At 67.1% G+C, this 11,700-nt stretch carries 14 protein-coding genes; 8 read left to right on the top strand and 6 right to left on the bottom strand.

The features are described from left to right. Nucleotides 1-214: GcrA family cell cycle regulator (locus tag SAZ01S_RS10610; protein WP_281252156.1), on the bottom strand; the 214-nt coding region annotated here is incomplete at its 3' end. Between the two features lie 52 nt (nucleotides 215-266). On the opposite strand from SAZ01S_RS10610, the gene SAZ01S_RS10605 reads away from it, so the two are divergent. The 4 genes from SAZ01S_RS10605 (at nucleotide 267) to argF (ending at nucleotide 5,054) form a co-directional block, all read left to right on the top strand. Next, the gene (locus SAZ01S_RS10605; RefSeq protein WP_084582244.1) at nucleotides 267-1,106 is read left to right on the top strand and encodes an ABC transporter permease; all 840 of its coding nucleotides are present in this window, start codon (nucleotides 267-269) and stop codon (nucleotides 1,104-1,106) included. A gap of 104 nt (nucleotides 1,107-1,210) precedes the next feature. Beyond that, a complete protein-coding gene (locus SAZ01S_RS10600; RefSeq protein WP_084582243.1) occupies nucleotides 1,211-2,653 on the top strand; it encodes a patatin-like phospholipase family protein in 1,443 nt (480 codons plus the stop codon). Nucleotides 2,654-2,781: 128 nt separating this feature from the next. Beyond that, nucleotides 2,782-3,978: an aspartate aminotransferase family protein gene (locus SAZ01S_RS10595; protein ID WP_084582242.1), complete on the top strand. Its 1,197-nt coding sequence runs from the start codon at nucleotides 2,782-2,784 to the stop codon at nucleotides 3,976-3,978. A gap of 158 nt (nucleotides 3,979-4,136) precedes the next feature. Continuing rightward, on the top strand, nucleotides 4,137-5,054 hold the full coding sequence (argF, locus tag SAZ01S_RS10590) for an ornithine carbamoyltransferase (protein ID WP_084582241.1): 918 nt from the start codon (nucleotides 4,137-4,139) through the stop codon (nucleotides 5,052-5,054). A 141-nt stretch (nucleotides 5,055-5,195) separates the two neighbouring features. Here argF and SAZ01S_RS10585 read toward each other — a convergent pair whose 3' ends face one another. After that, nucleotides 5,196-6,005: a hypothetical protein gene (locus SAZ01S_RS10585; protein ID WP_084582240.1), complete on the bottom strand. Its 810-nt coding sequence runs from the start codon at nucleotides 6,003-6,005 to the stop codon at nucleotides 5,196-5,198. A 192-nt stretch (nucleotides 6,006-6,197) separates the two neighbouring features. Then, entirely contained in the window at nucleotides 6,198-6,545 is a 348-nt protein-coding gene (locus SAZ01S_RS10580) for a hypothetical protein (RefSeq protein ID WP_084582239.1), read from the bottom strand. 336 nt (nucleotides 6,546-6,881) lie between these two features. On the opposite strand from SAZ01S_RS10580, the gene SAZ01S_RS10575 reads away from it, so the two are divergent. The 4 genes from SAZ01S_RS10575 (at nucleotide 6,882) to queE (ending at nucleotide 9,780) form a co-directional block, all read left to right on the top strand. Continuing rightward, nucleotides 6,882-7,808: an Hsp33 family molecular chaperone HslO gene (locus SAZ01S_RS10575; protein WP_084582238.1), complete on the top strand. Its 927-nt coding sequence runs from the start codon at nucleotides 6,882-6,884 to the stop codon at nucleotides 7,806-7,808. 80 nt (nucleotides 7,809-7,888) lie between these two features. Further along, nucleotides 7,889-8,311, top strand: a complete 423-nt coding sequence (locus SAZ01S_RS10570; protein ID WP_245824765.1) for a hypothetical protein — start codon at nucleotides 7,889-7,891, stop codon at nucleotides 8,309-8,311. A gap of 147 nt (nucleotides 8,312-8,458) precedes the next feature. Then, on the top strand, nucleotides 8,459-9,151 hold the full coding sequence (queC, locus tag SAZ01S_RS10565) for a 7-cyano-7-deazaguanine synthase QueC (protein ID WP_084582236.1): 693 nt from the start codon (nucleotides 8,459-8,461) through the stop codon (nucleotides 9,149-9,151). Beyond that, nucleotides 9,148-9,780 carry a 7-carboxy-7-deazaguanine synthase gene (queE, locus tag SAZ01S_RS10560; protein ID WP_084582235.1) on the top strand — a complete coding sequence of 211 codons (633 nt, stop codon included), beginning with the start codon at nucleotides 9,148-9,150 and terminating at the stop codon, nucleotides 9,778-9,780. The genes queC and queE overlap by 4 nt, the downstream gene beginning before the upstream one ends. A 35-nt stretch (nucleotides 9,781-9,815) precedes the next feature. Here the strand turns inward: queE and SAZ01S_RS10555 are convergent, their stop codons facing one another. The 3 genes from SAZ01S_RS10555 to lipB form a co-directional block, all read right to left on the bottom strand. Next, a complete protein-coding gene (locus SAZ01S_RS10555; RefSeq protein WP_084582234.1) occupies nucleotides 9,816-10,493 on the bottom strand; it encodes a hypothetical protein in 678 nt (225 codons plus the stop codon). Nucleotides 10,494-10,669: 176 nt separating this feature from the next. After that, a complete protein-coding gene (locus SAZ01S_RS10550) occupies nucleotides 10,670-10,894 on the bottom strand; it encodes a hypothetical protein (RefSeq protein WP_084582233.1) in 225 nt (74 codons plus the stop codon). Between the two features lie 104 nt (nucleotides 10,895-10,998). Then, nucleotides 10,999-11,643: a lipoyl(octanoyl) transferase LipB gene (gene lipB, locus SAZ01S_RS10545; protein WP_084582232.1), complete on the bottom strand. Its 645-nt coding sequence runs from the start codon at nucleotides 11,641-11,643 to the stop codon at nucleotides 10,999-11,001. Nucleotides 11,644-11,700: the final 57 nt, after the last annotated feature.

The raw sequence follows: 11,700 nt of genomic DNA, 5'->3' as shown, positions 1-11,700 counted from the left end.
CCGGCTTCGGCTCGGCCGGCGCGGCAGGCGCCGCCGCGGCCTTGGCTTCGTTGGCCTTCACCGGCGACGGGCGCGAGGGCAGGCCGAGGCGATGGGCCTTGCCGATCACCGCGTTGCGCGACACGCCGCCCAGCTCCTCGGCGATCTGCGTCGCGGTCAGGCCGCTGTCCCACATCTTCTTCAGCGTCTCGATACGCTCGTCGGTCCAGCTCACTTCGGTTCCTTCGTCTTGCGGGCGGCGGCATCAGCGGGTACGCGATCGCGCCATGAGCAGCCACCCCGAAATCGGTTCACAGCTTCCCGAGCCGGGCGTTCCGGTGATTCGCAACGTCAACTGGGGAGGCTTGCGCACCCTCTATATCAAGGAGGTGCGCCGTTTCTTCAAGGTGCAGCTCCAGACGGTGTGGGCGCCGGCCGTTACCACCTTGCTATATCTGGTGATCTTCACCGTGGCGCTCGGCGGCGGCGGGCGGATGGTGGTGCTCGACGGCGTCGCGATCCACTATGCCGATTTCATCGCACCCGGCCTGATCGTGATGGGCATGCTGCAGAACGCCTTCGCCAATGCCAGCTTCTCGCTGCTCGTCGGCAAGATCCAGGGCACGATCGTCGACTATCTGATGCCGCCGCTCTCGACCGGCGAGATGCTGGCGGCGCTGGCCGGCGGATCGGTGACGCGCGCCTTCTGCGTCGGCGGCACGGTGTGGCTGGCGATGGCGCTCTGGGGCGTGCACGTCTTCCCGGCGCACCTGTGGGCGGTGCTGTGGTTCGGCTTCCTCGGCTCGCTGTTCCTCGCGCTGATGGGGGTGCTCACCTCGATCTGGGCGGAGAAGTTCGATCATGCCGCGGCGATCACCAATTTCGTCGTGGCGCCGCTGTCGCTGCTCTCGGGCACCTTCTATTCGGTCGAGAACCTCTCGCCGGTGTTCCGCGCAATCAGCCATGCCAACCCGTTCTTCTACATCATCTCGGGCTTCCGCTACGGCTTCCTCGGTGTCGCCGATTCCCCGATCCTGCTCGGTACGCTCGTGATCCTGACGCTGGACGTGGTGCTGGGGCTGTTCTGCTACGCGCTTCTCCGCCGCGGCTGGAAGATCAAGAGCTGAGCGACAGGCGCGCGCAAAGCGTTACGAAAACCAAACGAACGGGTGCATACTAGGGCGGCGCAACGACTTCGCGGGGGCGGAGTCGCGCCGTCACGGGGGAATGCATGCGCCTGCTTCGATCACTCGTGCTGCTGGCCGTCGCGGGGCTTGCCGTCGCCGGCTGCAGCCAGCCGCGGCCCAAGCCGATCGCCGGCTGCAACTACCAGATGCTCCGGCTCGACGTTGGCTCCCGGCTGAAGAAGCCGGACATCACCGAGAGCCCGGTCGACGCGACCGCCGCCGATGTCGCGCAGGAGGCGATCAGCCGGCGGCTCGGCGCCCAGCTGCGCGAGCGCCGCGTCCGCCGCGAGCAGGAGCGCGCGCCGCTGGAAGGCGTGGGCGGTGCGGCGCCCAGCGAGGACCAGTTCCTCGCGCTGAGCGGCGGCGGCCAGCACGGGGCGTTCGGCGCCGGCTTCTTCTACGGCCTGGCCAAGCGCGGCACGCTGCCGACCTGGGACATCGTCACCGGGGTCAGCACCGGCTCGCTTCAGAGCACGCTGCTGTTCCTCGCCAACCAGCCGGTGCCTGCGGACCGGACCGACTATAGCTGGGTCGACGGCCCGATGTCCGGCAAGGATGGCCCGAGTCCCCTGGTGGTGACGCCGGGCACCTCGAATGTCGGCGATCTTGTGCTCGCCTATTCGATCGCCCGCGAGGCCGATCTGATGCGGGTCCGCAGCGGCGGCGCGGCGCTCGGCGCGTTGCTCAAGGGCTCGACGGCGAGCTTCGCGCCGCTGCAGGCCCGGCTCCGCAAGATCATGACGGTCGGCACGCTCCAGGCGGTGGGCCATGAATGGCGCGACCGGAACCGCCAGCTCTATGTCGGGGTGAGCAATCTCGACGATGGCGAGGGCTATGCCATCGACATGGGCGAGCTGGCCGGGCGGACGCTGACCACCACGGCGCCGGAGGAGCTCGCGCGGCTCCAGGGCTGCTATATCGATGCGATGCTGGCGTCGTCCTCGGTGCCGCCGGGCGTGCCGCCGCTGTCGCTCGAGGCGGCGGGCGGCGGCGATGCGCCCGGCTCGCGCCAGTCCGCGATGTACATGGATGGCGGCGCCCGCTTCGGCATGTTCCTCGCGCCGGTGGTCGCGGCGCTCAAGGGCGCCGGCAGCGACGGCAAGGCGCGAGTGACGCTGCTCGTCAACACGACGATGGATGCCGGCCCGTGGAGCGGCACCGCCCAGCCGGTGCAGCGCTGGTCGGCGGTCACCGCGGCGCTCCGCGCAGTCGATCTGCTGGAAACGCAGGTCTATCGCTTCTCGGCAGGCAGCGTCGAGCAGCTGGGGATGGAACTGGGCGGGCTCGACATGGCCTATCTCAGCCAGGCCGGCACCGGTGGCGAGGCCCCCGACGACCACCGCTTCGACGGCAAAAGCTGCGCGGAATGGCTGGCGATCGACGCCAGGGCCAAGCCGCTGCAATTCTATCCGCACTATATGGCCTGCACCGTCGATTATGGTCGGGCGCGCGGGGCGGCTGCGAACTGGAACTACCAGCTCCCCTGAACCGCACAGGCAGGTTGACCTGCGCCCCCAAGCCGCCGTACACACCACGCCGGGCGGCCCGGACTTGGTCGCCCTTTTGCGTTTCTGGAGTTTCCCCCAACTTTTTCGTCGTAAGGAGTACAGTTCCCATGACCATCACCCCGCTAATGCCCGTCTACCCGCGGTGCGGTGTGCGGCCGGTGCGAGGCGAGGGCTGCTACCTGATCGGGGAACGAGGGGAACGCTATCTCGATTTCGCCGCCGGTATCGCCGTCAACGCGCTGGGCCATGGCCATCCGCATCTGGTGAAGGCGATCGCCGACCAGGCCGCGACGCTGATGCACGTCTCGAACCTCTACGGCAGCCCGCAGGGCGAGGCGCTGGCCGAGCGCATCCTCAAGCACAGCTTCGCCGACACGGTGTTCTTCACCAATTCGGGCGTCGAGGCGATCGAGTGCGCGATCAAGACCGCGCGCCGCTACCACTATGCCAATGGCAACCCGCAGCGGCACAAGCTGATCACCTTCAAGAACGCCTTTCACGGCCGTTCGCTCGGCGCCATCTCGGCGACCGATCAGCCGAAGATGCGCGATGGCTTCGAGCCGCTGCTGCCGGGCTTCGACTATGTGCCGTTCAACGATCTCGAAGGCGCGCTCGCCAAGATCGACGGCGAGACCGCCGGTTTCCTGGTCGAGACGATCCAGGGCGAGGGCGGGATGACCGCCGGCAATGTCGAGTTCATCCAGGGCCTGCGCAAGGCCGCGGACGAGCACGGCCTGTTGCTGATCCTCGACGAGATCCAGTGCGGCTATGGCCGCACCGGCAAGATGTGGGCCTATGAGCATTACGGCATCACGCCGGACATCATGACCTCGGCCAAGGGCATCGGTGCGGGCTTCCCGCTCGGCGCCTGCCTCGCCACCGAGGAAGCGGCCAAGGGCATGGTCGCCGGCACCCACGGCTCCACCTATGGCGGCAACCCGCTGGCGATGGCGGCGGGCATGGCGGTGCTCGACGTGATGGAGGAGCCCGGCTTCCTCGAGCATGTCACCCGCATGGGCGAGCGTCTCCGCCAGGCCTTCGAGCAGCTGCTCCCCAACCATGATCATTTGTTCGAGGAGATCCGCGGCAAGGGCCTGATGCTCGGCATCAAGATGAAGGACAGCGTGGTGAGCCGCGACTTCGTCGCCCACCTGCGCGACCATCACGGGCTGCTGACCGTGGCCGCGGGCGAGAACGTGTTCCGCGTGCTGCCGCCGCTGGTGATCGACGAAAACCACATCGCCGAGGCGGTCGACAAGCTGAGCGCCGGCGCGCGCAGCTTCGCGCCCGCGACCGCCAACTGAAGTGTTTCCTCCCCCGCGGAAGCGGGGGAGGGGGACCATGCGCAGCATGGTGGAGGGGGCTTCCCCCGCGTGAGGCGTCGATGGCGTAGGGGGAACTCCCCCTCCGCCACCGGCTTCGCCGGCGGTCTCCCTCCCCAATGCAAGCGAGGGAGGAAACCATGACCCGCCACTTTATCGATCTCACCGATGCCGGCCCGGATGCCATCGCGGCGATGCTGAACGACGCGATGGCCCGCAAGGCCGCCCGCGCCGGCTGGCCCAAGGGCAAGCCCGACGCGGACGCCCCGCTCGCCGGCCATGTGCTGGCGATGATCTTCGAGAAGAACAGCACGCGCACCCGCGTGTCGTTCGACATGGCGATCCGCCAGCTCGGCGGCACCAGCATCGTGATGGACGCCGGCTCGATGCAGCTCGGCCGCGGCGAGAGCATCGCCGATACCGCGCGCGTGCTATCGGGCTATGTCGACGCGATCATGATCCGCACCGACGATCACCAGAAGGTGATCGACATGGCGAAATATGCCAGCGTGCCGGTGATCAACGGCCTCACCGATGCCTCGCACCCCTGCCAGATCATGGCGGACCTGCTGACCATCCTCGAAAGCGGCAAGGCGCTCCCCGGCCTCAAGGTCGCCTGGCTGGGCGACGGCAACAACGTGCTCGCCTCGATCATGGAAGCCGGCGGGCTGATGCAGTTCGACGTCGTCGCCGCCTGCCCGCAGGGCTATCAGCCGAGCGACGCCGATGTTGCCCGTGGGCGTGGCCGCGCCCGCGTGGTCGGCACCGCGCGCGAGGCGGTGGAAGGCGCGGATATCATCGTCACCGATACCTGGATCTCGATGGGCCAGGCCCATGCCGAGACCAAGCTCAAGGCGATGATGCCCTTCCAGGTCGATGAGGCGCTGATGGCCGCCGCCAAGCCCGACGCCCGCTTCCTCCACTGCCTGCCCGCGCACCGCGGCGAGGAAGTGACCGACGCGGTGATCGACGGGCCGCAATCGCTGATCTGGCCCGAGGCGGAAAACCGGCTGCACGCGCAGAAGTCCGTCCTGCGGTGGTGCTTCGGGCAGATTTAAGGGCCAACCTTTCGGCGTGTGTTCCCCTCCCGCTTGCGGGAGGGGCTAGGGGAGGGGAGGACGGTCTAGCGTGCGGTGGCGCTCAGGACGGAGCCGCCACGTCAGTCCCTCCCCCAACCCCTCCCGCAAGCGGGAGGGGCTTCAGATTCCCGCTACCGCACTCACCGCGCCGACATCGGCGATCGGCAGCGCCCCTACCGCCTTGTCGACTTCCGCCAGCGCCTGCTCGCCCGAGCGCTGGTCGTCGTCGTCGCGGTGCTTGGGATCCTTGCGGCGCAGCGCCGCCTTGAGCTCGCGGGCGAGCGCACGGGCTTCGTTCTTGAACTCGTCATCGGCCTTGGCGCGTGCTGCCGCGGCGGCGCTCTTGTCGTCCGCCGACTTGGAAGCGGCGGGCGTCGGCGCATCGGGCTTGGCATCCTCGCCCTTGGCGGCGTCGGTGCCCTCGGCCTCCGCCTTGTCCTTCTCCGCGGCCTCGGCCCCCTCGGCGGCGGGTGCTGCTTCGCCGGCGCCGTCCGCCTTGGGCTCGCCGTCCGCCTTGGGCTCGCCGGCCGGCGCCGCTGCGCCGGTCGATGCGTCCCCCGCAGCGCCCCCGGCCAGGTCGCCTGCGCTGCCACCCGCACTGGTATAGCTCTTCACCGCACCCGCGAGTTCGCGCGCGATCTGCGCGGCGGCGCGGGCCAGCTTCTTCGGATCGCTGGCGTAGATCAGCTTCAGCGCCTGCAGCCGCGCCTTCAGCTCCTTCACCTTCTGCGCGGCGCGGGCCTTCTGGTCGTCGCTGCTCTTGGTCTTGACCGTCGCCAGCGTCGCGACGGCGTCCTTTGCCTGTTGCAGCTTGCGCGCGTCCATCTCGTCCTTTTTGGAGAGCGGCGCGGTGGCAGCAGAAGCCGTGCCGGTGCCGCGCCGTTGCGCGGCGGGGGCGAGGGCGGCGAAGGGGGCGAGCGAGAGCTTCATATCTACTTCATATAGAATGCGATCGCGGCCGTTGTTGGCATCTTGACGGACGAACAAGGTAAAAACTTGTAAAGCTGCTGCTCGTTCCTTATATGTTCTTATGATCCTCGGCTTGAAGACGCTCTTTGGCATTGTCGATGCGCTGGCTTGCCGCCCGATGGGAACGCCACCAGGCCGACAAGGCTTGAGCGTTTACGCCCCGCTGGCGCCCGTGGAGCGTGCAGGCTTTCTCCAGCACAGGAAGCGGGCATTGCTGCGTGCGTTCATCCCCTGCACCGCAAAACCGGGGAGTTGTCCCAACCGTGCAAGCACCGCGTCTTCACCGGTTGCCAGTTGCGGGAACGCCACGCGCGTGTGTCCGGTGTTGTCGTTTAGAAGCCACCAGACGTCCGCGCCCCAGGGGCCGCTGTCGTTTGTCTCGACATGGACAGACGCAAGGTCGGTCATCCTGATGCGCTGATCCGGTTGCCCGGGTGCCCGGCAGACAATGGCATCCTCCGCCGTGACCTCGACAACGAACTGCGCTTCCGGGTGCTGCATGCAGCGATGCTGCCCCGTTTGTAGGGCGGGGGCAATGTCGGCTTTCCACGATGGACCCAACGGATGTTCGCCACGCCTTCGGTACCCTGCCTCTGCGCCGCTGCGCCTGCTTTCGCGCGCGTGAGGCCCTAAACTTCCTAAACTTCGCTTGTCCTGCAACCCTGCCGCGAGCCGCAACTTCCACAACTTCGCCTCCGCCGCGACACAGCGCCGCCGCCACATTGTTTCCCGCCGCAAAGCCCCTATTTACACCTCCGAACCCAGAAAATGCGTTCGTCCGAACGCGCGGAGTCACCCCGACTTCTCGCGGCCGCAAGCGAATGCCGGAGACTTGTCGTGACCCATCCCGTTCCCGCCGCCGATCTCGATCGCGTGACCGGCTTTGCCATCCCCGAGCGCCATGTCCGCGGCCGTGTCGCGCGGCTGGGGCCGGTGTTGAACGAGATCCTCTCGGCCCATGCCTATCCCGCGCCGATCGAGAAGCTGCTGGCCGAGGCGCTGACCCTCACCGCCCTCCTTGGCAGCACGCTCAAGGATGCCGAGGGGCAGATGACGCTGCAGGCGCAGACCCAGCGTGGCATCGTCAGCCTGATGGTGTGCGACTACAAGAATGGCGAGTTGCGCGGCTATGTGCAGTTCGATGCCAAGCGGCTGAGCCAGCTCGGCAAGAACCCGTCGCTCAGCGCGCTGTTCAACGGCGGCTATCTGGCGGTGACCTTCGACCAGGCGCTCACCAACGAACGCTACCAGGGCATCGTCCCGCTGGAAGGCGCCTCGATCGCCGAGGCGGCGCAGAGCTATTTCCTCCAGTCGGAGCAGATCCCGACGCTGGTGCGCCTCGGCGTGCACAAGGACAAGACGACCGGCAAGGTGATCGCCGGCGGCCTGTTCCTCCAGCATCTGCCCGAGGGCGAGGTGGGGCGCGAGCGGCTGCACGTGCGGCTCGACCATCCCGAATGGCAGCATGTCGAGGCGCTCGGTGGCACGATGGGCGCCGACGAGCTGGCCGATCCGGCGATCCCGCTGGAAGGGCTGGTGTGGCGGCTGTTCAACGAGGAGAGCGAGGTGCGCATGCTCGCCGGCCATGATCTGTCGCGCGGCTGCCGCTGCGGGGCGGACTACATCCAGCAGGTGCTCGCCAAGTTCCCCGAGGAGGAGCGCGCGGCGATGGCCGATGAGGGGGGCGTGATCAAGGTCGATTGCGCCTTCTGTTCCAAGCAGTTCCCGGTGGCGCTCGCCGATTTCGTTCCGCCGTCGTTGTAAAGCCGTAATTCTCCTATGATATGTCAACCCGGGGAGCGGTGCCGTGGGAGCGGCACCGTGCTCGAATGGAGTTTGGACGGGTGAACAAACGAGTGGCATGGATCCGCCTGGCGGCGATCGCCGGGCTGGGCATGATGACGATGGGGGCTTCGGCGCAGCAGCAGGGGAGCGTCCCGCACAGCGTGGACATTCCCGCGCTGAACACGGTCCAGAAGGGCAAATGGGCGGTGCGCGACAGCGAGGGCAGCGAGCGCACCATGTGCGTGCGCGATCCCTATCAGATCCTGCGGCCCGAACGGGTCACCACGCCGTGCCAGCATATCGTGATGGAAAGCGCCGCCAGCCGGGCGACGGTGCGCAGCACCTGTACCGGCCATGGCACGCTGCTCACCCGGATCGCGGTCGACACGCCGCGGCAGGTCACGGTGGAGATGCAGGGCGTGATCGACGGCCAGCCCTTCTCCGAGACCTATGACGCCAAGCGGCTCGGGGATTGTTCCTGACCGGGTCAGTTACCTTTTGTTAACCGAAACGGGGTAGAAAGAAGGGGTCCCGGGAAGAGTTTCCTCCCTGGCTTGGTTTTCCCATTTCTATCCTTTTCCGGCCGTTCCCTTGGGGACGGCCATTTTTTTGCCGGCGAAAGTCCCTAGATGGCGCCGATGACTCAAAGCATCGCCATCGCCCTGGTTTCGGGCGGACTCGATTCGATGGTGTCGGCCGCGCGTGCCCGCGAGGACGGCCACCGCCTGCTCGCGCTCTCCATCGACTATAACCAGCGCCACAAGGTGGAACTGGACGCCGCCGCCAAGATTGCCGCCCTGCTCGGCGCCGAACGCCATGTCGTCCTGCCGCTCGATCTGCGCGCGTTCGGTGGATCGGCGCTGACCGCCGATATCGACGTGCCGAAGACCGGCGTCGGCAGCGACATCCCGGTCACCTATGTGCCGGCACGCAACACCATCTTCCTCAGCCTCGCGCTCGGCTGGGCCGAGGCGGCGCGCGCGCGCGACCTGTATATCGGCGTCAACGCGCTCGATTATTCGGGCTATCCCGATTGCCGGCCCGAGTTCATCGCCGGGTTCGAGAAGCTGGCCGAACTCGCCACCAAGGCCGGGGTGGAGGGGCATCCCTTCCGCATCCAGGCGCCGCTTCAGAACATGAGCAAGGCCGACATCGTCCGCGAGGCGGCGCGGCTGGGGCTCGATGCGGGGCTTAGCTGGTCCTGCTACGATCCGACGCCCGAGGGGCTGCATTGCGGGCTGTGCGACAGCTGCCGGCTGCGTTCGCGCGGGTTCGAGGAAGCCGGGCTGCCCGATCCGACCCGCTACGCCACCCATCCATGAGCTACGCCGTCAAGGAGATGTTCCTCACCCTGCAGGGGGAGGGCGTGAATGCCGGCGCGCGGGCGGTGTTCGTCCGCTTCGCCGGCTGCAACCTGTGGTCGGGTCGGGAAGAGGACCGGGCGACGGCGGTGTGCCGCTTCTGCGATACCGATTTCGTCGGCATCGACGGGCTGGGCGGGGGCCGGTTCGCCGATGCGGCGGCGCTGGTCGAGGCGGTGGAGGGCCATTGGGGTGCCGGCGAGGACAAGCGCTTCGTGGTGCTCACCGGTGGCGAGCCGATGCTTCAGATCGACGATGCCCTGGTCGAGGCGCTGCACGCCCGCGGCTTCCGCATCGCGATCGAGAGCAACGGGACGCTGCCGGTGCACCCTGGCATCGACTGGGTGTGCATCAGCCCCAAGGCGGGCAGCGACGTGGTGCAGCGGCGCGGCGACGAGCTCAAGCTGGTCTGGCCGCAGCCGGGCACCGACATCGCGGCGATCGAGGGCTGGGACTTCACTCATTTCCTGATCCAGCCAATGGACAGCGCCGAGGCCGAGGCGAATACCCGCGCTGCGATCGCGGTGGCGATGGAGCGGCCGCGCTGGCGGCTCACCCTGCAGACCCACAAGCTGCTCGGCCTGCGCTAGCGAAAGGGGTGGCGCATCGGCCACCCCGGTTTGATTCAGCCCAAGGAGCCGCAGCGGCGGGCGTCATATTCGCCCCTGCGCCAGCATCGGTCGTTGCCGAACTGCGGCAGCGGGCGCAGCACCGGCCAGACGAAGGTCACCCGGCGCGTGCGGAAATGCTGCTCGCCCCAGGATTTCAGGCTCTCGCGCAGCTCGCGCATGCGGGCCACGGCAACGTCGCCCAGCCGGCCCCGCGGGGCGTACACCGCGTCCTCGCCGATTGAGGCGGCCGTCTGGCAGAAAGACAGCTGCCCCGAGACAGTCGAAAAACTGGAATAGACGCGGGTCGAGAAGCGATCGAGCTCCGTCTGGGCAGCCTTTTTCGTCTTCGCGGTTTTTAGGAAATATTTCTCAAGCGTATCGTAAGATTTATTGAACTCGTCATCATGGTCTTTTCGGACTGCGACGTAGATGTCGTCGGACAGCAGCGTCGGCTCGAACTTGCATTGCAGTGCAGCAACGTTGAGCGCGGCGCGCAGGCTCCACACCAGTGCCGCACGGAATTCCGCGGGCGAGGCGCCGGGGAGCGACTGGGCAATGATGCCCGGCTCCGTGCCGGTTACCGGCGGGCCGGAAAGATCCACCGACTTGAAGAAGAATTGCGCCGAAGCGGGTGCCGAAACGCACATTGCCGCCAGGGCCGCCATGCCCAAAGTGATACGCCGACCGAGCATCCCATCCTCTTGATACCGCTATGAGGAATGTTCGTTAGGGCGTTTCGATTCGTCGCCCAAGCCCCTTTTTTGCAAACGCGACGATCCGTGGCGAGCGGGAGGGGCCGGTGCCGAAACGAGAAGGGCCGCCCGGTCGCCCGGACGGCCCTTTCGTAGTTCACGCCGAAGCGCGATGATTACATCGCGTTCGAAGCGTTCACGGTCGCGTTGTCGACCACAGCGTTGTCAACCGGAGCAGCGGTGTCAACGTTGGTGACCGAAGCGTCGGTGACGTTCTCCGGAGCCACGACTTCGGTGGTGTTGTTGACGCTGGTGCTCTCGTTGTTGGTGCACGCCGAGGCCAGGAGGGCCGCACCGGCGATCATCGAACCAGCAACGATCTTCGAAAGGACTGCACGCATGTAATAGCTCCCTAGATAATGGATTTGGACGGCGGTTGTACGCCGTTAATACCCAAACCGTGCTGGACATTAGACGGTTCGGGGGACACCCTCAAGACTCGAATTTATCCCGCGCGATCCAGACCGTCCAAAAATGGCAAAAATGTGGCCTGAAGCGCCGCATCGAAGCGGTTTGCCGCAAGCGGCTTACCCAAAGCGGCAGCGCTGGTAACCGGAAATTCAGCGATCCCGCAAGGCACGATGCCGGTGAAATGGGTAAGGTCGGGATCGAGGTTGATCGCGAATCCATGCAGCGTCACCCATTGACGGATACGCACGCCGATTGCGCCGATCTTGGCCTCCACCCCGCGATCCAGCGTCCAGATACCGATCCGGCCGGGCGCGCGGAACGCCTCGATGTCGCATTCTCCGAGGGCTGCGATCACCCAGCCTTCAAGAGCGTGGACATAGTTGCGCACGTCGCGCAGCCGCTCGCGCAGGTCGAGCACGACATAGCCGATGCGCTGGCCGGGGCCGTGATAGGTATAGCGCCCACCGCGTCCGGTACGATGGACCGGGAAGCGCGGATCGAGCATCTCCGCCGGATCGGCGCTGGTGCCGGCGGTGTAGACGGGCGGGTGTTCGAGCAGCCAGACCAGCTCCTGCGCCGTGTGCGCGGTGACCGCGGCGGCGCGCGCCTCCATGGCGGCATGGGCTTCGGCATAGTCGATCGGCTGGGGCTCGACCCGCCATTCGATGGTTTCGTGCATGATCGGCGCCGCTTGCGCCCTTCCGCGCCCCAAGGCAAGCATTGGCAAGCCGCAGAC

The organism is Sphingomonas azotifigens NBRC 15497 (genome assembly GCF_002091475.1).
GTDB lineage: Bacteria > Pseudomonadota > Alphaproteobacteria > Sphingomonadales > Sphingomonadaceae > Sphingomonas > Sphingomonas azotifigens.
The sequence above is the reverse complement of the archived record's forward strand: the minus strand, read 5'-3'. Positions and strand labels throughout refer to the sequence as shown.